The organism is Ruegeria sp. L12, from assembly GCF_056531745.1.
In genome coordinates this window covers 152,514-175,356 of record NZ_JBQFMH010000001.1, presented here as the reverse complement: position 1 = coordinate 175,356, position 22,843 = coordinate 152,514, and the positions used below count along the sequence as shown (strand labels likewise).

Genomic DNA, 22,843 nt, shown 5'->3' with positions numbered 1-22,843 from the left:
GTCAAATCAACCCGTCCTCTTCCAGCATCGGTCTGTATTTCCGACTGACCGGAACAAGATCATCATTGCACAGACGCAGGAATATCTTGCCATCCTGCCTTTCGACCCCGGCAATTGCTGCGTCGACAATCCAATGCGACCGATGGGTGCAATGGCCAACAATGGGCTCCATTTCCGCAATCGCATCCGTAAAGCGCGAGCGGATGGTGAATGTCCCCTCGGAGGTCACGACATCGACCGAGTGATCGCGGACCGTCAGCCGATAAATCTGCCCCTGAAACCCGGATGGAAGCCGGTTGCACAAACGCGGTTTGATCTCATCCTCCGGACCCTCGGGCTGCTCACGTTCGCGAACCAGCAGCAAACCGGTCGCAAAAAGGATACCATAGGGCGCGACCATCAATATCCCGGGCGCCATCAGCCCATTCAGAGTGAACAGGACCCAGGTCAGAAGCCATAATGACGGAGCAAACAGCATCAGGATCAGCAAGGCGAAAGCCAGGTCCCGGATCAAAAGGTCCGAATGCAGCAACCATTCGCGGACCAGTTTACCGGCTGTCCAAGTCGCTGCCAGTGCCAACATCATGACGCCGGTCCAGAAGACCAGACGTTCGGGAAACGAGAAGGTCATATCCCGGAATGGCGCAAAGGAATAGGCCAGCAGCGGTACGAATACTATGCCCGCCAGAAGGCGCTGTACGCTGAATTGTTGCCGTATGAGTTCCAGTTTAACTTTCATACAAACTCGCGCGCGCTCCTCACGCATTAACGTATTCGTTTGGGTGAAGGATATAATACCCCCCTAACCGTCTGGAACAGAAGGCTTATCACTTATTGACGTAGGGTCAATTGCTCGAATGATCGGCTGGATTTCACATTCGGACAAAGCAAATCGGGCCGAAAAGCAAACCTGCTTTCCGGCCCGATATAGGTATTGGCGCTGCGAAGCACCCCTAAAAAGGACAGTCTTAAGCTGTGAGGCCTTCGGGCTCTGGCAAACCATTGGCACGGCAGCAGGCAGTCAGAGTGTTGGCCAGCAGGCAGGCGATGGTCATCGGCCCCACCCCACCCGGAACTGGGGTTATGGCGCCCGCGCGTTCGGCGGCGCTGGCAAAGTCGACATCGCCGACCAGCTTGTTCTTGCCGTCACGCTCGATGCGGTTGATACCCACGTCAATCACGGTAGCGCCTTCCTTGATCCAGTCGCCCGGCACCATCTCGGGGCGGCCAACGGCGGCCACGACGATATCGGCGCGGCGCACCACATCGGGCAGGTCCTTGGTGCGGCTGTGCGCGATGGTCACGGTGCAGCTGTCGCCCAGCAGCAACTGCGCCATCGGCTTGCCCACGATGTTCGACCGGCCGATCACAACCGCATCCATGCCCGACAGCGAGCCATGGTGGTCGCGCAACATCATCAGACAGCCCAGCGGCGTGCAGGGTACCATCGATTTCTGACCGGTGCCCAGCAGGCCGACATTCGAGATGTGGAAGCCATCCACATCCTTGGCCGGGTCGATCGAGTTGATCACCAGATCCTCGTTCAGATGCCCGGGCAGCGGCAGTTGCACCAGAATGCCATGCACCGCCGGGTCGGTGTTCAGCTTGTCGATCAGTGCCAGCAGGTCTTCCTCGGACGTGTCGGCATCCAGCTTGTGCTCATACGAGTTCATGCCGACCTCGACGGTCATCTTGCCCTTCGAGCGGACATAGACCTGGCTGGCCGGGTCTTCGCCCACCAGAACCACGGCCAGACCGGGGGTAATGCCGTTTTCCTCTTTCAGTTTCGCGACCTGATCGGCCACCTGCGCGCGCACTTTGGCCGCAAAAGCCTTACCGTCGATAACCTGGGCTACCATTCTTCGATCCCTTCTTTCAAAACGGATCGGGCGCCTGTTGCGCCCGGTCAATCAGGGCCGAGCACGCGTTCTTCGCGCGCAATCGACCAGTCAATCAATACGCGCCACAACTGTTCGGCAAGATCGGGGTCCATGCCCGTCCGCTCCGCGTTGTCACGCACCTTCTGCACCACTTCCTCGACACGTTCGGGGATGCGGGCCGGCAGCCCCACGCCCTGCTTCAGCTGCGAGGCCCGGTCGATATATCCCGCACGGGTCACCAGCATCTCGATCAGCTGACGGTCCAGCGCGTCGATCTGAATCCGTAGGTCCGGCATCGAGTGGCAATCTTGCGGCGGTGTCAGAGTGGGCATGTCGATCTCCTCGTGGCCCGGGCGTATCCCCCGGACCACGAGATGTCTTATTCGGCGGCTTAGAACAAGCCCTCGATCTGGCCTTCAGCATTGAGGCGGATTGTCTCAGCCGCGGGTTTGCGGGGCAGACCGGGCATGGTCATGATCTCGCCGCAGACAACCACGATGAAACCGGCACCTGCGGACAGGCGGACCTCACGCACCGGAACCGAGTGGCCGGTGGGCGCGCCGCGCAGGGTCGGATCGGTCGAGAACGAGTACTGGGTTTTCGCCATGCAGACCGGCAGGTTGCCATAGCCCGCTTCTTCCCATTCGCGCAGCTGGTTGCGGATCTTGTTGTCGGCCAGCACCTCATCCGCGCGATAGATACGCTTGGCGATGGTTTCGATCTTCTCGAACAGTGGCATGTCGTCAGGGTAAATCGGCGCGAAGTTGGCGCTGCCGCCTTCGACGATTTCCACAACCTTCTCGGCCAGAGGTGCGGAGCCTTCCGAGCCCAGCTCCCAGTGGCGCGACAGAACTGCCTCAACACCGTGCTCACCACAGTAGTCTTTTACGGCCTGCACTTCAGCATCGGTGTCGGTGACGAAGTGGTTGATTGCAACAACAACCGGCACACCAAAGGATTTCACGTTCTCGATGTGGCGGCCCAGGTTGGCGCAGCCCGACTTGACCGCGTCGACGTTTTCGGCACCCAGATCGGCTTTGGCCACGCCGCCGTTCATCTTCATTGCGCGCACAGTAGCAACCAGCACCACAGCCGAAGGCGCGATGCCTGCCTTACGGCATTTGATGTTCATGAACTTCTCGGCACCCAGGTCAGCACCGAAACCGGCTTCGGTGACAACATAGTCAGCCACTTTCAGAGCGGTTTTGGTCGCAATGACCGAGTTACAGCCGTGTGCGATGTTCGCGAACGGGCCACCATGGACAAATGCCGGGTTGTTTTCCAGCGTCTGCACCAGGTTCGGCTGCATCGCGTCTTTCAGCAGAACGGTCATTGCGCCTTCGGCTTTAATGTCACGGCAGTAAACCGGGGTCTTGTCGCGGCGGTAGGCCACGATGATGTCGCCCAGACGCTTTTCCAGGTCTTTCAGGTCGTTGGCCAGACACAGGATCGCCATAACCTCAGAGGCCACGGTGATGTCAAAACCTGCTTCACGCGGGAAGCCATTCGACACGCCGCCCAGCGAGGCGGTGATCTGACGCAGCGCACGGTCGTTCATGTCGACCACACGACGCCATGCAACGCGGCGCACGTCAATCTCGGCTTCGTTGCCCCAGTAGATGTGGTTGTCGATCATCGCCGACAAAAGCGAGTGCGCCGAAGTGATCGCGTGGAAGTCACCGGTGAAGTGCAGATTCATTTCCTCCATCGGAACAACCTGCGCGTAACCGCCACCTGCAGCGCCGCCCTTCATACCGAAGTTCGGGCCAAGCGAGGCTTCGCGGATACAGATCATCGCGTTTTTGCCGATGCGGTTCAGACCGTCGCCCAGACCCACGGTGGTGGTGGTCTTGCCTTCGCCCGCAGGGGTCGGGTTGATCGCGGTGACCAGAATCAGCTTGCCGTCTTCGCGGTCCTGGACCGAGTTGATGAAGTCCTGGCTGACTTTCGCCTTGTCGTGGCCATAGGGCAGCAGATCCGCAGATTCGATGCCGATCTTGGCACCGATTTCCTGAATCGGCTTCTTGTTCGCCTCGCGGGCGATTTCGATGTCGGATTTATAGCTCATTGGCCGAGGTCCTTGATTGAATGCCGTGCAAAACCGACGCGATACGTCGGCGCTGAGCAACATATACTGTCGTGCACATCACCGATGGCTAAGGATTCCGACATATTCATGCCGCGAAACGGCGTCACCGGATTCGTGAAGTTCATATCGGAAACTGTTGCGCCCTATGGCTGCCAGATTGGCTGATCAGGAACAAACAATCGCATCTTGGTCCCGAGTCTCAAAACTCCGGGGCGTTCAACCCAGGCCGTTATCCCGCGTCGCCCTTTTGCGGCGGGTTTGAAGGCCGCCCCGTGGCCGGTGTGATCCGCCTCAATCTCGCGGCCTGGCAGAACGCAAGGGGCGTTCTCCATGTCCACAGTAATCGTCGCACCATTCTCCGACTGCAGCCGCGAAGATGGCGGGACATGCGTAAAATCGGGGATGCCTTTCAAAACGATAGAAGCGCCAAGATATGACGGATCAAGATCTTCCATTTTCATCTCGGCAGCGATACTGGCCAGCTCCTCGGACGACAGCACTGATAACTGCCGCACATTTCGAATCTCAGTGCCCTTCGGGTAGAGATTCTCGACTCGAACGCAGGACGTCCTGTTGAGCCCCTCGTGCCGTTCACCGCGAACTCCGTCGAAGCCCAGGTTCAATGCGTCAACAGGCTCGGCGCGCAAGGATTGGCCTGCAGGTACATAGCCAAGCCAAATCACCTCTGCCGAATATTCAGTTGCACGTAAGAACGGCACGTGACTTCCCCTTTCATTCATCAATCGCAGGCATAATGACCGGCAACAGCCTGTTGAAAAGAGAAAACCCGGAGTCTGGCTCCGGGTTTTACTGTTATGTCGTTGGTTCTGGCTCCATCCCACCATCTGGCGGGGATTTCTTGGCCTTGGTCTTGGGAATGGCGGTCACGCTGGGCGCATTGCCCTCGTCCGGTTTGTCGCCTTCATCGTCGCCTTCGGTGGGTGGCTCGCCGTTCATGACGCGCTTGATCTCATCACCGGTCAGGGTTTCGTATTCCAGCAAGCCCTGCGCCAGACGCTCCCATTCCTCGTTCTTGTCCGACAGAATTTTGTGCGCGCGCTCATACCCCTGCTGGATCAGACGCTTCACCTCTTCTTCGATCAGTTCCTTGGTATGGGCTGAGACCGAGAAGCCAGCAGTATTGCCCTGATAGCCCTCGTGCGCCTCGGCATAGTCGATATTGCCGACCTTGTCCGACATGCCCCAGCGCATCACCATGGCACGCGCCAACTGGCTGGCCTGCATGATGTCGCCCGCAGGGCCGTTCGAGACATGATCCTCACCGTATTTGATCACCTCGGCAGCCTTGCCCGCCATGGTCATCGCCAGCTTCTGTTCGCACTCATCGCGATGATAGTTCAGGCGATCCATTTCGGGCAGCGACACAACCATACCCAGCGCGCCACCGCGCGGAATGATCGTTGCCTTGTAGACCGGATCACACAGCGGCAACTCCAGGCCGACAACCGCATGCCCGGCCTCGTGATAGGCGGTCTTTTCCTTCTGATCCTGCGTCAGCACCATCGAGCGGCGCTCGGCCCCCATCATCACCTTGTCCTTGGCGTTCTCGAAATCTTCCATGGTGACAAAGCGACGGCCCACACGCGCGGCCATCAGCGCGGCCTCGTTCACGAGGTTGGCCAGATCAGCGCCCGAGAAGCCCGGCGTCCCGCGCGCGATGATGCGCAGATCGACATCGGGACCCAAAGGCGTCTTGCGCGCGTGAACGCCCAGAATTTTCTCACGCCCTTTGATGTCGGGGTTGCCGACAGTCACGTTGCGGTCGAAACGGCCCGGACGCAGCAGCGCAGGGTCCAGCACGTCCTTGCGGTTTGTGGCCGCCAGAATGATCACGCCTTCATTGGCCTCGAATCCGTCCATTTCAACCAGCAGCTGGTTGAGGGTCTGCTCGCGTTCATCGTTGCCGCCGCCATAACCGGCACCACGATGGCGGCCCACGGCGTCAATCTCGTCGATGAAAACGATACAAGGCGCGTTCTTCTTGGCCTGTTCGAACATGTCGCGGACACGCGAGGCACCGACACCGACGAACATCTCAACGAAATCCGAACCCGAAATGGTAAAGAACGGCACCCCCGCCTCACCCGCAATCGCACGGGCCAGCAGCGTTTTACCGGTGCCCGGAGGGCCAACCAGCAACGCGCCTTTGGGGATCTTGCCGCCCAGACGGCTGAACTTCTGCGGGTTACGCAGGAATTCGACGATCTCTTCCAGCTCTTCCTTGGCCTCGTCGATGCCTGCGACATCGTCAAAGGTCACGCGGCCATGTTTCTCGGTCAACATCTTGGCCTTGGATTTGCCAAAGCCCATCGCACCGCCTTTGCCGCCGCCCTGCATCCGGTTCATGAAATAGACCCAGACACCGATCAGCAGCAGGAAGGGCAGCAGCGTAATCAGGAACGACTGGAACCCGGATTGCTGCTGTTTCTCGGCCCGCACAGGGATGCTCTTGTCGATCAGCAGCTTGGTCACTTCGGCATCGCCGGGTTTGATGGTGACGTAATCCTGATTGTCATTCGTGCGATAGCGAATCTGTTCGCCATCCAGCGTCACGCTGGTGACATCTCCGGCATCCACGGCGCTGACGAATTCGGAATAGGTCCGTTCGTTGTTCTGAAGCGAACCGCTGGGTCCACTGAACAGGTTGAACAGTGCAAGGATCAGCAGAAACAGAACGACCCAGAAGGCGATGTTACGAGCGTTGCCCAAGGAAATTCTCCTAGAAGGTTTCGGCGGATGGGGTTCCGCCGGGGTTGTTCCTTAAAATAGAGAGGATTGTGGCAGGTTCAATGCGATAAAATCACGGCATGGAAGTCTGGCCTGTCCGAGGACGCATTTGCCGCCCATCCATTGGCGAAACCGGCCAAAGGCGCAGCCAGAACATTCTCATTCACCCATACCGCAGGCGTCGACATCACCACCGCGCGGGGCTTTGCAACCGCGCGCCAGTCCTTCAATTGCAGAATTCCAGCCTCACCCAGGGGCCGAACTTCAGCACCCGGCGTCTGGGGTCCGGTCAGAACCCAGCGCCCGTCCCACACCCCGCCAGGATTCGAGCTTAGCGGGGTAAGGGCGTTTAGCTCTCTGCAAATCCAAGTTTTTTTGCTTTCCGGGATCAGTTGGCAACCGCCCAGCGTGGTCGCCTGACCGCTCAACAGCGCCTGCACAGCCTGATCGACGGCACCTTGACGGGGCGGATAATCCCGGCCCGCCAGCCACATGACCGCAGCCACGACAAGTCGGCGGCGAATCTCTTCTGGCAGCGCGGCGATACCGTCCCGGTCGAAACACAAATCGCCGTCGATTTCCTGCACATGATGGCGGGCGGATTCCTGCGCGTAGCGCGCCAAAGCCTCGCGGGCTTGTGCAAGATTGTCAGCAACTCGCGAAAGGCCTTCCGCCGTGATGCCGATCCGATCCAGCCGGGTCAGAGCGTCCCGGGTTTTGATCCGGTCAAACCGCCGGTCCTGATTCGACGGATCATCGATCCAGCCGATCCCCTTCCCTGCCAGGTAGTCACGCAAGCGCGCGCGTGTGATCGACAGCATCGGGCGCAGCAGAACAAGACTGCCCTCGACGCGCCGCGATGCCATGCCGGACAGACCCGAAACCCCCGCAGACCGGGCAAGACGCATCAGAACGGTTTCGGCCTGATCGTCTGCGGTGTGGCCCAGAGCGATCGCCTCGAGCCCCAGTTCATCCGCCCAGTCCGCCAACAACCGATACCGTGCCCGCCGCGCCTGATCCTGCAGGTTGCCTGCACCGTCCCAACCTTTCCATTTCAACGTTTGGTGCGGGGTGCCCCATTTCTGCGCCAGCGCCGCAACGGACCGAGCCTCGGCAGCGGATTCGGGACGCATGCCATGGTCGACGGTTGCGGCGAACAGTTCGATCCGAGCCTCTTGTGCAATGCTCGATAACAGATGCAACAGAGCCGTCGAGTCGCTGCCACCGGACACCGCCACGCCCAGACGTCGCGGCAGCGAGTCGGGCAGATTTGCCCGGATTTCGGACCGAAGCGTATCGGCGTCAGAGGTCAAGAACAGCCCAGCGCCGCCATTTCATGAGTGGCCGAGCTTGCCGGGGCCGAGCTTGGGAATCGCACACCGACTTCGCCCAGAGTGATGCAAGCCTGATCGGTCTGTCCCAGACGCCCAAGCGCCGCGCCCAGTTCAAACAGGGCCTCAGGGGCCAGCGGACCTTCGGAATCGCCAGTGAAGCTGGCCAGGAACGCCCGCGCGGCCTCGCGCGTGTCACCCAATCCTTCCAGCGCCTGTCCGCGCCGCAGGTTGGCCTGCGCCGCCAGCGGACTGCCCGGATAGGACAGATCGAATTGCGAGAACAGGTTGGCCGCTGTCTGGAAATCTCCGTCCACAAGTGCTTGCGAGGCGGCATCGAAATCGGCCTGTTCGCCAACCGCCAGCTCGCCTTGCTCAACCGCAGCAGGCTGGGGCGAAGTGGGCGCAACGGCGATCTCGGTCGACGTTTCGCCTCCCAGAGTCGATGTCTCGCCCAATGTGCTCAGATCGCCGCCTTCCAGTTCGACCAGCCGGAACTCCAGATCGCCAATCCGGTTGGTGCCATCGGTGACAATATTCTGCACCCGCTGATTCAACTGCTCGGTCTGGCGTGTCAGGCGCTGCAATTCGGCTTCGATCGCATCCACACGTTCCAGCACAGAACTGCCGGACAGGTTTGGCGCGGGTGAGCCGGTGGTCGAAAACTCGCGCTTGAGACGCTGGACCTCCACATGCAGCACCGTCAGCTCCTGCCGGATATCCGCCAGTGTCTGCTGATCCTGCGCCTGCGCCACGCCCGCGACGGCGACCACTGCCGCCAGAACCAAACCTGCAATTCGCATCATCTTACCCCAAGCTTGAACCGGTCAGCACCGTCACCGCGCGGCGGTTCTTGGAATAGCATTCCTCGGTGCTGCAAATTTCAATCGGGCGTTCCTTGCCAAAGCTGACCGTGGTCAGCCGGTTGCCCGCCACCCCGCGCGAGATCAGGAATTCCCGCGCCGCATTCGCCCGGCGCGCACCCAGTGCGAGGTTGTATTCCCGCGTACCCTGCTCATCCGCGTGGCCTTCGATGTTCGCCACGAAATCCGGGTTGGCCAGCAGCCAGTCGGCCTGCCCCTGCAGAACGGTCTGGGCTTGCGGGCTGAGCGTGGACTGATCGACCGCGAACAACACCCGGTCACCCACCGCCTGCTGGAAATAGGCAGGCGAGCGCGGATCGCTGGGCGAACCCGGCACCAGCGCGCCGTTGGCACCACCGGCGCCACCACCCAATGCCGAAGGATCATTGTTGGAACAGGCGGCGATCAGGGTCAGCGCCCCGGCAGCCGCGATTTTGCTCAAAAGGTTCATCTCAAGTGCCTCGTGTATTGTTTGTTTATTGGCGCGTTTCTATCACATCGCATCTTCGTTGTGAACGTTATCCACAGCATGGTCAGATCAATTCTGCAACGGCCCCCAGGACGGATCACTGCCCCCGTCCGGTGTACGCACCGGACGCAGATTGCGGCCTGATATATCCACCGAATACAACGTCGAGCGGCCACTCGCCCCCTGCGTTTCCCGCGTGAACATGATGACCCGTCCATTGGGTGACCATGTCGGACCTTCATCCAGGAACGAGGCGGTCAGCAGGCGTTCCTCGTCACCATTGGTGCGCATTACGCCGATATGGAACCGGCCCTTGTTTTGCTTGGTGAAGGCAATCAGATCTCCGCGCGGGGACCAGACGGGTGTGCCGTAACGGCCTTGCCCGAAACTGATCCGCGTCGCCTCGCCACCATTTGCGTGCATGACATAGAGCTGCGGTGTCCCCGAGCGGTCACTTTCGAACACGATCTGGCTACCGTCCGGCGAATAGCTGGGCGCGGTTTCAATAGCGGGCGTATTGGTCAGGCGCGCGCTCTGGCCCGAAGCCAGATCCATCTTCCAAAGATCGGTGTTACCGCCCTGGGTCAGCGAATAGACAATCGAGCGCCCATCCGGCGAAAAGCGCGGAGAGAAGCTCATCGTGCCTTCCTGTGTCGGCAACTCCTGCCGCTGAACACGCCCTACATCCAACAGGTAGATACGCGGCTGGCCGGTCTCATAGCTGGTATATAGCAACCGATCGCCAGTGGGCGAGAACCGGGGGGCCAGCACGATGGCGGAACTGTCTGTCAGATACTGCACATTCGCGCCGTCGTAATCCATGATCGCCAGTCGCTTGAGCCGCTGATCCTTGGGGCCACTTTCCGAGACAAAAGCCACGCGACTGTCGAAATAGCCGCCTTCACCCGTGATCCGGCTATAGACCTGATCGGCCACCTTGTGCGCCATGCGTCGCCAGCCTTCTGTGGTGCCTGCGAACTGCAATCCGTTGCCCAGCTCGGCGCCCGAAAACACATCCCACACCCGGAACCGAACAGTGAGTCGCTTGCCCGAGACATTCACCGCCCCCGTCACCAGCGCCTGCGCATTGATCGCCTTCCAATCGGCAAATTGCACCGGCGCGTCAAAACTGCTGACCCGGCTGATGTATGCATCTGATGAAATCTCACGAAACAGCCCCGTCCCCGTCAGGTCGGACACCACCACTCGCGAGATATCCTGCGCATATTGCGCCGCCGCTGCGTTGTCCGGCACGAAACTGGGAACCGCAAATGGCATCGGTTCAATGATGCCTTCGTCGATTTCCAGACGAAGCGGCCCGCTTTGAGCATAAACCGGAGCCGTCAGCAGGGTCAGGCCAATGAAGAGGCTGGTCAGAAGTTTCATCATTTGATCCGCATCCTCTCGGGATTGAATGTAATCTCAATATCCTGCCATTGACTGTATTTGTCAGCAGGCAGGTCGTATCCTTTGGCTCCACAGCGCAAAATCGCGCGCCGTGCGGCCTCGTAAGCCTGTTTGGCAGAGGCTGCTGAGCCGCCAGAGCTGTCCAGCATCCTCAGGCTACCACCGACAACTTTACCATCCGGTGTCAGCGAAAAGGCAACAATGACAACTGTCTGCAACGCATCGGTCGACAGCGAACCGACGTTCCAGCAGCGCGACACCGCCACGCGCATGGCATCCTTTTCTCCGCTGGTCAGCGGCGGGCCCGAAGGTTCGGTGCCGGTTCCCAGCGCCTCGGCCAGTGCATCATTGATCGCCTGCTCGTCCTGAGCAGGTTCGGGCGATGGTGGCTTGGGTATATCCGCGACCTCAGGCTCGGGCTGAGGTGCTGGGCGATTCGGACGCACGCGCGGACGCGGCGAGGTGCGCGGGGCCGGGTCGTCGACCTCTTCCGCCTCGGTCACGATCTCGGGCGTGGCCTCTTCCGGCGCGGTCTGATCCTGCTGCTCCTGCTGCGTCTCGGCGCCTTCATCCAACGAGACCGGAGGGGTTTCGATATCATCGGGTTTCGCCTCGGGCGGTGGTGGGGCAATGGCTTCGGGTGCAACCTTGTCTGCTGCCTGCGGCTCGGCCTCTGGCCCTGGCGGGGCTGGCAGCGCGGCCACTTCCGGCTCGGGCTGGTCCAGCGTCGGAAGCTCTTCGATCAGCTCGGGCTCGGGCGCGATTTCCACGGCTTCTGGCTGGGTTTCCGGCTCGGGCTCGGGCTCGGGTTGCGGCACCGCCTCAGGCTCGGGCGGTGTGTCCGGCACAGGGTCAGGCGCGGTGATCTGATCGGAGGTTTCGGGCTGCTGCAGCTCTTCCGGCTCGGTCGGCACCTCGGGCGCGTTGCGCTGCGCGCTCAGGGCCGCGAACTGCTCGGATGAGATCACCGAAACATCCTGTACCGCCATCGGCAGCGGTTCAGAGCGGAACGTACCGCCGAACAGCGCCCAACTGATCAGGCTGACATGCGCAATTGCCGAAATCTTGGTGCCGGTATCCACCGTGCGACCCACCTTTACCCATCGTCCAGCGTTGGCCCGCCGGTATCGGTCACAAGGCCCACATTGGAAAAACCACCCGCATTTAACGCGCCCATGACCTGCATCACCTGCGCATAGGGGATGGCCCCATCGGCGCGCAGGAATACGCGGTCACTGCTGCGTTCTGCCGCGATGGCGCGCAGCCTGCCAATCAACTCTTCGCGTCGAATGTCTGTGGTCTGTATCTGCACCCCGCCATCGGCGGTCAGTGTCACGGTCAGCGGTTCTTCACTGTCGCCGGGCAAAGCACTGGCCGCAGTCTTGGGCAGATCGACAGGAACGCCAACCGTCAGCAGCGGCGCGGCGACCATGAAGATGATCAACAGCACCAACATGACATCCACAAACGGCGTCACGTTGATCTCGGCCATCGGCTGCGCACGCCCGCGGCGACGCCCTCTGCGCCGCCCGTTGCCACCCGAGTTTTGCTGAACCGCCGCACCCATCGTCAGCTATCCAACTGGCGCGACAGGATGGTGGCGAATTCGTCGGCAAACGCCTCATAGCCACCAACGATCCGATCACTATCGGCGCTGAGCTTGTTGTAGAATATCACCGCCGGGATCGCCGCCAGCAGACCCAGACCGGTGGCCAGCAAAGCCTCGGCAATACCGGGCGCCACAACGGCAAGGTTGGTGTTCTGCTGCTCGGCAATCTCGATAAAGGCATTCATGATGCCCCAGACCGTACCGAACAGACCAATGAACGGTGCGGTCGAACCAACCGTGGCCAGAATGGGCAAACCCTTCTGCAAACTCTCGGATTCCTTCGCGATCGCCACATCCATCGACCGGTCAATCCGCGCGGTCGCCCCTGCGATCAACCCGCCATCGGTGCGGTGCGAGCGCCGCCACTCGATCATGCCTGCCGCAAAAATCTTCTCGGAACTGCCATCGGGCTGTGTTCCGGTCTGTTCGAACAGCTCGTCCAGCGGGTTGCCGGACCAGAAGCTTTCATCAAAGACCTGCGCTTCGCGCCGCGCGGCCCGGTAGTTGATCAGTTTCTGAATGATGATGCCCCAGGACCAGACCGATGCCCCAATCAGCATCAGCATCACCAGTTTGACGATAAAGGTCGCGCGGGCATACAGCCCCCACATGGAGAAATCGATCTCCTGCGCCAGCGCCAGCGTTTCAGCTTCCATGAACCTGCTCTTTGTTTTGCCTGATGGCCATTTGGCCTTGTTTTGCCAAACGCTAACGCAGATGGCCGTGAAAAGCCAACAGAACCACCCCCGAGGGTGAAATTGTTACATCAATGCGCGAATCTCTGCCGGAAGGCGCACCGGTTTTCCCTCTGCATTCATGCAAACTGCGGTGACCGCGGCACGAAAGATCTCGGTTTCATCCCGTTTGATCAGCTGTGACATGGTCAGCCGCGCGCCCGAAAGCGATACGATTTCGGTTTCCACCATCAGTTCATCTTCGAACCGTGCCGCCGTAATATAATCCGCCTCAATCCGCCGCACGACCCAGACAATACCCGCATCCCGCATCGCATTCTGATCATTGCCCAGCTTGCGCACCCAGTCGGATCGGGCGCGTTCGATGAATTTCAGGTAATTTGCATGATAAACCACACCACCCATGTCGGTGTCTTCGTAATACACACGAACCGGGTAGAAGTGTTTCATTGCGGCGGCTCCAATCTGGCGAACAGGCGCAACGCATGGGGAGGGTCTTGCGCGGCACCGGGCAGAACCGGATCGTAGGCGGCGCGGATCAAGGCGGCAATATCGGGTCGCAGGATCGTCGCTTCGCCGGCAATGGCCAAAGGCGAGACGTTGCGAAACGCAGCGTCAGACCACAGCAGAATCGTCTGCACCACCTGGCTGAGCGCCAGTGTTTCCGCCGGAACCTTCGACAATTCCTTATCCATGCGCAAAAACACGAAAGCCGCGCGAATGGCGCCGTCTTCCTCAAACCGGAAAATCCGATATTGGTTGGCTTCGGCGGCGACCAGCCGCTCTACCAGTGGGGTCAGATCGGGAATCAGACGTTCCAGATCGGGCACCTCCAGCAACTCCTGCCAATCGCGGAAGAAGAAGACCATGCAATTGGCGCCGAGTTCGGGATCGGTTTCGGCCATCTTGTGACCGGCCAGCGTGACAACCGCCTCGAACGCGCCTTTGACGGTGGCCAGAGTCTCATCCTCGACGCCAAAAACAATTGGCACGATGGGCCGCCCCCAACGCGCAAACAGAAACTCGCCGCTTTCGCGGGTGAACAGCGCTTCGATCTGATCCGGAGTCACACTTTGCCCTTCATCTTTTCAAAATACTCCCGCCGGAGGCTTAAAATCTATGAAGCGCGGCTTCAACCAAACAGATCGCTCTGTCCTTTGGGTGGCGCCATTCCCAAATGAGTCCACGCCTTCTGCGCCAGCATCCGCCCACGTGGCGTACGCTGGATCAGGCCCTGCTGCAACAGATAGGGTTCGATCACCTCTTCCAGCGAATCCCGGCTTTCCGACAATGCCGCCGACAGAGTCTCGATCCCCACTGGACCGCCCGCGTAATTCTCGGCAATCAGCTTCAGATAGCGACGGTCAGCCCCGTCCAGACCCAGATTGTCCACGCCCAGCCGGGTCAGCGCCCCGTCGGCCAGATCCCGCGTGATCCGCCCATCACCTTCGACAATGGCAAAATCCACCACCCGCCGCAGCAACCGTCCTGCAATCCGGGGCGTTCCGCGCGAGCGGCGCGCAATCTCGCGCGCGCCCGCATCATCGGCAGGCGCACCCAGTTTGCGGGCGTTGCGGGTGACGATCTCGTGCAATTCATCGACCGTGTAGAACTGCAGCCGCGTGGGGATACCAAACCGGTCCCGCAGAGGCGTGGTCAACAATCCCATTCGCGTGGTGGCACCGACCAGTGTAAACGGCTGCAACTCGATCCGCACCGTCCGTGCGGCGGGGCCTTCGCCGATCACCAGATCCAGCTCGAAATCCTCCATCGCCGGGTACAGCACCTCTTCCACCGCCGGGTTCAGTCGGTGAATTTCGTCGATGAACAGCACATCGCGCGATTCCAGATTGGTCAGGATCGCCGCCAGATCGCCCGCCTTGGCCAGCACCGGCCCCGAGGTCATGCGGAAATTCACCCCCAACTCGCGCGCCATGATCTGCGCAAGGGTGGTCTTCCCCAACCCCGGAGGGCCATGGAACAACGTATGATCCATCGCTTCGCCCCGTTTGCGGGCCGACTGGATAAAGATGCGCAGATTGGCGCGCGCTTCGGCCTGGCCGATGAACTCATCAAGCCCCTGCGGGCGCAGGGCGCGATCATTGTCCTCGGGCATCGGTTCGGGGCGCAGGGTGGGATCGGCGTCTACCATTCAGTCACCCCTTCGGAGCCAGTAGTTTCAGTGCGGCACGGATCAGATCAGCCTCGCCCGCATCCGGCAAGCTGGCCGCCGCCTCGGCCACCGCCGAGGCTGCATCCGAAGGTCCATACCCCAGATTAGCCAGCGCCGACAACGCCCCGGCCGAAGCCGCCGCCGCACCATAGGCCGGTTTTGCCATACGCTTGGGCGCAGGTGTGGGCTCGGCCAGCTCGACCACTTCAAGCGAAGGTCCATCCATCGCCTCGGTCACCGTGCCACCCATGGCCATCACGCCGGGCGCCTTGTCCTTGAGGTCCAGCACAATCCGCTGCGCTGTCTTGGGTCCGACCCCTTTGGCTGCCTTGACTGCCCCCCAATCCCCTAACGCAATCGCACGGCTGACGCCATCAGGTCCCAGCGCGCTGAGAATGGCCAGCGAGACCTTGGCCCCCACACCCTGAACCGAGCATAGCAGGCGGTGCCATTCCTTCTCGATCAGGGAGAGAAAGCCATAAAGCTGCATCAGATCTTCGCGCACAACCATGTCGGTGTAGATCGAGACCGCCTCACCCACACCGGGCAGCGCCGCCATGGTCCGGTCCGAGCAATAGACGATGTATCCGACCCCACGCACGTCGATCAGAATGTGATCCGCCGCACGATAATCCAGTCTTCCGGTGAGTTTGCCGATCATGCGCGCACCTCTTTCATCCGCGCCTGCGGGGCGGAGCCATAATAGGAATGGCAGATTGCGATCGCCAAGGCATCCGCAGCATCCGCACCTTTGGGAGAGCACCCGGGCAGTTGCAGTTTGACCATATGCAGCACCTGCTCTTTCTCGGCGTGGCCAACGCCGACCACGGTTTTCTTGACCCGGTTCGGGGCATATTCACCCACCGGCAGACCCGCCTGCGCCAACGTCAACAGCGCAACACCACGCGCCTGACCCAGCTTAAGCGTGCCTGCCCCGTCCTTGTTGACGAAAGTCTGTTCAATGGCGGCCTGATCGGGCCGATACTCGACGATAACCTCGACAATCTGGTTGTGCAGGGACAAGAGCCGCTCCCCCAAATCGTCACCGTCGGATTTGCACAAACCGTTGGCAACATGGCTCAGGCGGCTGCCCGTTGATTCGATGACGCCCCACCCCAGGGTCCTGAGACCCGGATCAATACCCAGAATACGCATGTTTTGCTTTGGCCTGCTCGGGTTTGTGTGATCTCTTTTCATCGACTAGCACGAAGCGTGAACATTTTCCAAGCAATTCAACGCACGACCTGAAAACGACATTCATGTCGCACCCGCAGCATTTCGATCGAATTGCGACAACAACTTGCCAGTTTTCGACGCTTTTCTAAACCAGAATTAATCAATGAATTAAGGGGCTTTTATGAATTTCGAGACTTGCAAAAAACGCATAGGACACATGCAATTTCTGCGCTTGCATGGGACAGTATACATCCCTAGATGCCCGTCAGATCGCAAGATCAGAGATTAACACAAACCAGAAGGAAACAGGATATGGCTGCACTGGACACCACCCGCACCACCACTGGCTCGTTCGGCCTCGTCGGCCGTATCGGCGTAACTTTTGCATCGGTCGTGAACGCCGTTGTTGAATGGAACGACGCCCGCGCCACCCGCAATGCGCTGAACGGTCTGACCGACCGCGAACTGGACGATATCGGCCTGTGCCGCGGCGACATCGACGTTGTTGCCGAAGGCCGCCGTTACTAAGACGACGGACGATCACGAATACGCCCCTTCCTCCTCCCTGTGGGGCAAACAGAAACACCGCGCGCCAGACGGCCCGCGGTGTTTTTGTTAGGAAAGACGTCAGGCCCTTAGAACATAACCTTGTTCAGCTGGGTTGCGAGGAATTGGGTGACCGGATCGGCCTGCATGATCCAGGCACCGGCTGTTTCCACAGGTGTACCCTGTTTGAGGCTTGCGACGCGGTCGTCATACGCGGATGGGCCGATACTCGACAACAAGAACGCTTTGAAGCCAAAGAACCCGAGCAGGCACAGAACCAGAACCTTCGCCGGAATGGCCGATCGCATCCGCTGCGGTTTCATCACAACCAGCCCGTCCGAGCGCATCGTGGCCCGATAGCCCCGGCTGAGTTTCTGGTGTTTTTTGTTCAGACGCGTGACGCGCTGATCGAATTCGAGTTGTTTTCCTGTCATGGCAGCCTCCGAAAACCGCCCCCCGATTACATTCAGTGACGATAGTTAGAGAATGCGACAAAAAAGTGGCAAAAACCCACAAAACTCCCGTAAATAGCCTAGAATTAGCCCTGTTTGCTTAAAATTAGCGTCGTCCACTCACCAATTTCATCCCTTTGGGCCAGATTGAACCCGTTCTGTAAATAAACCGAAATCACGTCATCAGCCTGCTCATTGAGGATTCCCGACAGGATTGCGTAGCCTTCGGCGCGCAGATTCGCGGCGATTTCGGGCGACAAAGCCACCAGCGGACCTTTGAGGATATTGGCGAAGATCAGGTCATAGGGTGCGTGCGCTTTCAGATCCGGGTGATCGAAACCGGCAGCTTCAACGCAGCGGACCTCTCCGGCCATTCCATTGGCTTTCAGGTTGGCCTCGGCCACGTCGACGGCAACCTCGTCAATGTCGCTGGCGATGATATCCCCGTCCCAGACCCGGGCCGCCGCCATGGCCAGAACGGCGGTGCCGCAGCCGATATCCGCAACTTTTGAGGCCGAGAATCCTTGATCCAAAAGGTGGTCCAGCGCCTTCAGGCATCCCAGCGTGGTGCCATGGTGACCGGTGCCGAAGGCCATCGCGGCCTCGATCAGCAGCGGGATACGCCCCTCGGGCAGCTTATCGGCATCATGGCTGCCATAGACAAAGAACCGCCCGGCCTCGACCGGGGCCAATTCACGGCGCACATGAGCGACCCAGTCGGTTTCGGGCAGTTCCGAAACCACAAAAGGTTTCGCTTCGAACGCGGCGGCCAGAACGGCCAGAGCGGTTTCGTCCGGCGTTTCGGTGAAATAACCGCCGACCTCCCACAGGCCCGAGCCATCCTCAACCTCGAACACGCCAACGCCGGTGGGTTCAGGCTCCAGCCGCTCCATCGCCTCGCCCAGGCCCTCGGCGGCTTTCTTACCTGTCAGCGTGGTCAGCGCGGTGAATGTGGGCATGGCGGCCTCCTGTCTGGTGTTGCCACAGCGCCTAGGGCGGCGGGCCGCCAAGGTCAAGCGCCCGCGCCTATTCGGCGGGTGCGGGCGCGTATTTCGACAGGATGGTTTCATTCCCCGGCTCGGGATGGCGCGGGATCAGCAGCGATAGCAGCAGTGAGATCATGGCCATTGCAGCAGCCAGACCAAACACCGCACCGGGCGAGACGACCCAGAGCAACCCCAGCAACGCAGGCAGGAACACGGCGGCGATATGGTTGATCGTAAAGGCCACGGCGGCGGTGGGCGCGATATCCGCCGGATCGGCGATTTTCTGGAAATAAGTCTTCAGCGCCAGCGCCAGCGCAAACAGCACATGGTCGATCACATAGAGGATCGCGGCCAACAGCACCCCCCAGCCAAACCAGTAGATACCGCCATAGGCCGCAAACACGATGGCCAGCCCGGTGTATTCGAAGATCAGCGTGCGGCGTTCTCCGAACCGTGCCACCGCTTTCCCCAACATCGGGGCCGCCATCATGTTGATCATCAGGTTGATCAGGTAAAGGCCGGTCAGTTCATGCACGTCAAAGCCGAATTTCTCGACCATCATGAAGCCCGCGAAGACCACGAATATCTGCCGCCGCGCCCCCGCCATGAATTGCAGCGCGTAATACAGCCAATATCGCTTGCGCAGGATCAGCTTTTTGGTCTGCGGCGTGGGTGCGTCGAATTGCGGATAGGCAAACAGGCAAAACAACGCCAGCAGCGCGGTCACCCCGCCTGCGGCCATGAAGACGAAGTTATAGGACAAGTCGAACCGGTCCCAGGTCAGCACGATCAACCCGTATACCACCATCGTCGCGGCCGAGCCCATCGCAACTAACCAGCCCAGCACCTGCGGCGCGCGGTCCTTGGGCAGCCATTGCAGCTGCAGCGACTGGTTCACCGTCTCGTAATAGTGAAAGCCGATCGAACTGAAGAGGGTCACAAACAGCAATCCACCGAGGCTGGGAAACCACGCCGTCACCGCCGTCGCCACACCCAGCATGATCAGCGAGATCATCGCCAACACCTGCTCGCGGATGAAGATGATCACAGCGATCACGCCAACGGCCAGAAACCCGGGGATTTCGCGCACCGTATGCAGCAGGCCGATATCCGCCCCATCAAAGCTTGCCACCTCGATGACGAAATTGTTCAACAACGCGCTCCACGCGTTGAAGGCGATGGGCATCATCAGCGCCATCATGAACAACAGCGTCATGGGGCGACGCCAGAATGGCAGGCTCTGCGCCTCGGCAAGGGGCATGGGTTTCAGCATGAGACCCCCATACGCCCATTTGTGTGGTTTGACGAGGGGGAAGCAGCAGGCGCACAGGCGCTCTGCACGGATGCAGATGTCAGTAAAAACTCTGCGGGTCGATATCGACGGTCAGGCGGATGTCGCCTTTCAGACGCAAAGGCGCGATCCAGCGGGCGATGGCGTCCTGAATGGGCGCGCCCTTGGGCGCCTTGACCAGCAGCCGTACCCGGTGCCGCCCGCGAATACGCGCGATGGGGGCCGGGGCCGGGCCAAACACCTGCGCACCGATCTGGCGCAGAGGGGTATCGTTGCGGGCCATCGCGTTGCCGATGTCGAATACCGGCCCGACCTCGGGGCCTGACAGCACGATCCCGGCCATGCGGCCGTAAGGCGGCACCCCTGCGGCCTGCCGCCCGGCGGCTTCAGCCTTCCAGAACCCCTCTTCATCCCCGGAAAGGATGCCGCGGATCACCGGGTGTTCTGGCTGAAAGGTCTGCAAAAGCGCCTGCCCCGGTTTGTCTGCCCGACCTGCACGCCCAGCGACTTGCCGCATCAGTTGGAACGTCCGTTCTGCCGCGCGCAGGTCCGCGCCATGCAGGCTGAGATCGGCGTCGATCACGCCCACCAGCGTCATCTTGGGGAAATTATGCCCCTTGGCCACCAGCTGCGTGCCGATGACGATATCCGCATCCCCTTCGGCGATCTCCTCAATCTTGGCCTTCAGCGCCCGCGCCGAGCCGAACAGGTCAGAGCTGAGCATCGCGATCTTCGCCTCGGGAAAGGTCGCCTCGGCCTCTTCCGCCAGCCGCTCGATCCCCGGTCCGACTGGGGCCAGCTTGCCCTCAACCCCGCAAGAGGGGCATTCTTCGGGCATCGGCTTCGTCTCGCCGCATTGATGGCACATCAGGCGTTTCAGAAACCGATGCTCCACCATCCGCGCATCGCAATGGTCGCAAGCGATCTGTTCGCCGCAGGCCTGGCACAGGGTGACCGGAGCATAGCCCCGGCGGTTGATGAACAGCAACGACTGTTCCCCGCGTTCGATCCGCTGCCGCACCGCCTGCCGCAAAGACGGCGAAATCCACGTCCCCGGCTGCATCTGCTCGGCGCGCATGTCGATGGGCTTCATCTCGGGCAGCACCGCCGCACCAAAGCGCGCGGTCAGGTCGAGCCGCTCATATTTGCCCGCCTCGGCGTTGGCCCAGCTTTCCAGCGACGGCGTGGCACTGGCCAGAATCACCCGCGCGCCACAGATCGCCGAGCGCAGAACCGCCATATCCCGCGCACTGTAATGCACGCCGTCTTCCTGCTTGTACGAGGTGTCGTGTTCCTCATCGACGACCACCAACCCCAGATCACGAAACGGCAGGAACAGCGCCGACCGAGCCCCCACGACCAGTTGCGCTGCGCCCTGCCCGACCATGCGCCAGACCCGGCGGCGTTCGGTCATCGTCGCACCCGAATGCCATTCCGCCGGTCGCGCGCCAAACCGCGCCTCGACCCGGGTCAGGAATTCGGCGGTCAGGGCAATCTCGGGCAACAGCACCAAAGCCTGCCGCCCCATGCGCAGGGCTTCGGCGACAGCTTCCAGATAGACCTCGGTCTTGCCCGATCCGGTCACCCCTTTCAGCAGCGTGGTGCCGTAATCGCCGGTCCGCTGCCCGGCCTGCAGCCGCGCCACCGCCGCCGCCTGATCCCCGGTCAGCGTCTTTCCGGGCAGGTCCGGGTCCAGATGCGGATAGGGCAGATCGCGCGGGCTGTCCTCTTCCCGCACAGCGCCTTGTTTCACCAAGCCCTTGATAACAGACGAAGTGACCCCGGCCTGCTCGGCCAGCTCCTTCAGCGTAAAGGCCAGCCCGCCATAGGCGCGCAGCACGTCCAGCACACGGGTCCGTGCGTCCGTCATCCGATCCGGCTGCGCATCGCCCAGCCGGTAAATCTTGCGCATCGACGGCGGATCGCCCAGCCCCGGCGCGCGCGTCGCCAGACGCAACATCGCGGGCATTGGCGTCAGGGTGTAATCGGCCACTTTGCCCAGGAACACACGCATCTCTTCCCGCATGGGCGCGACCTCAAGCACCCGGATCACCGACCGCGCCTTGGCCAGATCAAAGCCGCCCTGACCCGGCCCCCAGACCACACCCAGCACTTTGCGCGGGCCAAGCGGCACCTCGACAAACGCGCCCAGAAAACATCCGCCTTCGGGCGCCTTGTAGTCCAGCGTCCGGTCCAGCGGTTGCGTTGTCAGCACCGCAACCAGCTCTCCTTCGTCGAAAAATCCGTTAGCGCTCACGGTATATCCTTCGTAGGGGGTTCCAGCATGGGTTTCTTTGAGGTAAAGCCATCCGCGACCAAGGCCAACCCATCAAAGGACTGCCCTCATGAAATTCTTCGTAGACACCGCCGAGATCGACGCCATCGCCGAACTGAACGATCTGGGCATGGTGGACGGTGTGACCACCAACCCCTCGCTGATCCTGAAATCGGGCCGCGACATTCTGGAAGTGACCAAAGAGATCTGTGATCTGGTCGACGGCCCCGTGTCCGCCGAAGTTGTTGCCACCGAGGCCGACGACATGATCGCCGAAGGCCGCAAGCTGGCCAAGATCGCGCCGAATATCGCGGTCAAAGTGCCGCTGACATGGGCCGGTCTGAAAACCTGCAAAACGCTGACCGGCGAAGGCCAGATGGTCAACGTCACCCTGTGTTTTTCGACCAATCAGGCAATTCTGGCGGCGAAAGCTGGCGCGACCTTCATCTCGCCCTTCATCGGTCGTCTGGACGATATCAACCTCGACGGCATGGACCTGATTGCCGATATCCGTCAAGTCTATGACAATTACGGGTTCGAAACCGAAATCCTCGCCGCCTCGATCCGCACAGTGAACCACGTGACCGACAGCGCCCGCATCGGTGCCGACGTGATCACCGCCCCCCCTGCCGTGATCAAGAAGCTGGCCGATCACCCGCTGACCGACAAGGGTCTGGAAACCTTCCTGGCCGACTGGGCCAAGACAGGTCAGAAAATCCTCTGATCCCTGGTGCCGCCGCGCGGTGCCGCAAGGCACGGCGCCCGGCCCAACGGCCAAAGCTGATCTCTGATCAGCGCATGGCAGGCGGGAGCCCCCGCTACAGCGCAAACGAATTTCGCCCTTTGCGTGCAT

Annotated in this window: 24 protein-coding genes; 2 read left to right on the top strand and 22 right to left on the bottom strand. The window is 60.8% G+C overall.

Annotation, left to right across the window (positions count from 1 at the left end):
- Position 1: 1 nt before the first annotated feature.
- The 18 genes from ACR0K9_RS00830 to ruvC all read right to left on the bottom strand — a co-directional run bounded on the left by ACR0K9_RS00830 (position 2) and on the right by ruvC (position 16,419).
- On the bottom strand, positions 2-739 hold the full coding sequence (locus tag ACR0K9_RS00830) for a LytTR family DNA-binding domain-containing protein (protein ID WP_480820002.1): 738 nt from the start codon (positions 737-739) through the stop codon (positions 2-4).
- 229 nt (positions 740-968) lie between these two features.
- Positions 969-1,859: a bifunctional methylenetetrahydrofolate dehydrogenase/methenyltetrahydrofolate cyclohydrolase FolD gene (folD, locus tag ACR0K9_RS00825; RefSeq protein ID WP_480820000.1), complete on the bottom strand. Its 891-nt coding sequence runs from the start codon at positions 1,857-1,859 to the stop codon at positions 969-971.
- 47 nt (positions 1,860-1,906) lie between these two features.
- Positions 1,907-2,212, bottom strand: a complete 306-nt coding sequence (locus ACR0K9_RS00820; RefSeq protein WP_480536660.1) for a chorismate mutase — start codon at positions 2,210-2,212, stop codon at positions 1,907-1,909.
- A 59-nt stretch (positions 2,213-2,271) separates the two neighbouring features.
- Positions 2,272-3,948, bottom strand: coding sequence for a formate--tetrahydrofolate ligase (locus ACR0K9_RS00815; protein WP_480819998.1), 1,677 nt, complete (start codon positions 3,946-3,948; stop codon positions 2,272-2,274).
- 164 nt (positions 3,949-4,112) lie between these two features.
- Positions 4,113-4,688, bottom strand: a complete 576-nt coding sequence (locus tag ACR0K9_RS00810; protein WP_480820613.1) for an MOSC domain-containing protein — start codon at positions 4,686-4,688, stop codon at positions 4,113-4,115.
- 94 nt (positions 4,689-4,782) lie between these two features.
- Positions 4,783-6,699 carry an ATP-dependent zinc metalloprotease FtsH gene (ftsH, locus tag ACR0K9_RS00805; protein WP_480533790.1) on the bottom strand — a complete coding sequence of 639 codons (1,917 nt, stop codon included), beginning with the start codon at positions 6,697-6,699 and terminating at the stop codon, positions 4,783-4,785.
- A 77-nt stretch (positions 6,700-6,776) separates the two neighbouring features.
- Positions 6,777-8,030, bottom strand: a complete 1,254-nt coding sequence (tilS, locus tag ACR0K9_RS00800; RefSeq protein ID WP_480819996.1) for a tRNA lysidine(34) synthetase TilS — start codon at positions 8,028-8,030, stop codon at positions 6,777-6,779.
- Positions 8,027-8,851, bottom strand: coding sequence for a tol-pal system protein YbgF (gene ybgF, locus ACR0K9_RS00795; RefSeq protein ID WP_480820611.1), 825 nt, complete (start codon positions 8,849-8,851; stop codon positions 8,027-8,029). The genes tilS and ybgF overlap by 4 nt, the downstream gene beginning before the upstream one ends.
- 4 nt (positions 8,852-8,855) lie before the next feature.
- Positions 8,856-9,362 (bottom strand): peptidoglycan-associated lipoprotein Pal, encoded by a 507-nt coding sequence (pal, locus tag ACR0K9_RS00790; RefSeq protein ID WP_480819994.1) that lies wholly within the window; start codon positions 9,360-9,362, stop codon positions 8,856-8,858.
- Between the two features lie 87 nt (positions 9,363-9,449).
- A complete protein-coding gene (gene tolB / locus ACR0K9_RS00785) occupies positions 9,450-10,769 on the bottom strand; it encodes a Tol-Pal system beta propeller repeat protein TolB (protein WP_480819992.1) in 1,320 nt (439 codons plus the stop codon).
- Positions 10,766-11,869, bottom strand: coding sequence for an energy transducer TonB (locus tag ACR0K9_RS00780; protein ID WP_480820609.1), 1,104 nt, complete (start codon positions 11,867-11,869; stop codon positions 10,766-10,768). Before ACR0K9_RS00780 ends, tolB begins: the two co-directional genes overlap by 4 nt.
- A 14-nt stretch (positions 11,870-11,883) precedes the next feature.
- Positions 11,884-12,354, bottom strand: coding sequence for a protein TolR (tolR, locus tag ACR0K9_RS00775; RefSeq protein ID WP_480819990.1), 471 nt, complete (start codon positions 12,352-12,354; stop codon positions 11,884-11,886).
- 2 nt (positions 12,355-12,356) lie between these two features.
- Complete coding sequence (gene tolQ, locus ACR0K9_RS00770) at positions 12,357-13,052, bottom strand: protein TolQ (protein WP_480533802.1); 696 nt, start codon at positions 13,050-13,052, stop codon at positions 12,357-12,359.
- A gap of 105 nt (positions 13,053-13,157) precedes the next feature.
- A complete protein-coding gene (gene ybgC, locus ACR0K9_RS00765) occupies positions 13,158-13,541 on the bottom strand; it encodes a tol-pal system-associated acyl-CoA thioesterase (RefSeq protein ID WP_480533804.1) in 384 nt (127 codons plus the stop codon).
- A complete protein-coding gene (locus ACR0K9_RS00760) occupies positions 13,538-14,161 on the bottom strand; it encodes a hypothetical protein (protein WP_480819988.1) in 624 nt (207 codons plus the stop codon). The genes ybgC and ACR0K9_RS00760 overlap by 4 nt, the downstream gene beginning before the upstream one ends.
- A gap of 62 nt (positions 14,162-14,223) precedes the next feature.
- Positions 14,224-15,243: a Holliday junction branch migration DNA helicase RuvB gene (gene ruvB / locus ACR0K9_RS00755; protein ID WP_480819986.1), complete on the bottom strand. Its 1,020-nt coding sequence runs from the start codon at positions 15,241-15,243 to the stop codon at positions 14,224-14,226.
- Between the two features lie 4 nt (positions 15,244-15,247).
- Positions 15,248-15,925, bottom strand: coding sequence for a Holliday junction branch migration protein RuvA (ruvA, locus tag ACR0K9_RS00750; protein WP_480819984.1), 678 nt, complete (start codon positions 15,923-15,925; stop codon positions 15,248-15,250).
- Positions 15,922-16,419 (bottom strand): crossover junction endodeoxyribonuclease RuvC, encoded by a 498-nt coding sequence (gene ruvC / locus ACR0K9_RS00745; RefSeq protein WP_480819982.1) that lies wholly within the window; start codon positions 16,417-16,419, stop codon positions 15,922-15,924. Before ruvC ends, ruvA begins: the two co-directional genes overlap by 4 nt.
- A 333-nt stretch (positions 16,420-16,752) precedes the next feature.
- Between ruvC and ACR0K9_RS00740 the strand changes: the two genes are divergently transcribed.
- On the top strand, positions 16,753-16,968 hold the full coding sequence (locus ACR0K9_RS00740; protein WP_480819980.1) for a DUF1127 domain-containing protein: 216 nt from the start codon (positions 16,753-16,755) through the stop codon (positions 16,966-16,968).
- A gap of 107 nt (positions 16,969-17,075) precedes the next feature.
- On the opposite strand, the gene ACR0K9_RS00735 is transcribed toward ACR0K9_RS00740, so the two are convergent.
- The 4 genes from ACR0K9_RS00735 to ACR0K9_RS00720 all read right to left on the bottom strand — a co-directional run bounded on the left by ACR0K9_RS00735 (position 17,076) and on the right by ACR0K9_RS00720 (position 21,972).
- Entirely contained in the window at positions 17,076-17,420 is a 345-nt protein-coding gene (locus ACR0K9_RS00735; RefSeq protein WP_480819979.1) for a hypothetical protein, read from the bottom strand.
- 104 nt (positions 17,421-17,524) lie between these two features.
- The gene (locus ACR0K9_RS00730) at positions 17,525-18,397 is read right to left on the bottom strand and encodes a 50S ribosomal protein L11 methyltransferase (RefSeq protein WP_480819977.1); all 873 of its coding nucleotides are present in this window, start codon (positions 18,395-18,397) and stop codon (positions 17,525-17,527) included.
- Between the two features lie 67 nt (positions 18,398-18,464).
- Positions 18,465-19,697, bottom strand: coding sequence for an MFS transporter (locus ACR0K9_RS00725; protein WP_480819975.1), 1,233 nt, complete (start codon positions 19,695-19,697; stop codon positions 18,465-18,467).
- 79 nt (positions 19,698-19,776) lie between these two features.
- The gene (locus ACR0K9_RS00720) at positions 19,777-21,972 is read right to left on the bottom strand and encodes a primosomal protein N' (RefSeq protein WP_480819973.1); all 2,196 of its coding nucleotides are present in this window, start codon (positions 21,970-21,972) and stop codon (positions 19,777-19,779) included.
- Between the two features lie 88 nt (positions 21,973-22,060).
- Here ACR0K9_RS00720 and fsa point away from each other — a divergent pair, with 88 nt between their 5' ends.
- Entirely contained in the window at positions 22,061-22,714 is a 654-nt protein-coding gene (gene fsa, locus ACR0K9_RS00715) for a fructose-6-phosphate aldolase (RefSeq protein ID WP_480819971.1), read from the top strand.
- Positions 22,715-22,843 lie beyond the last annotated feature (129 nt).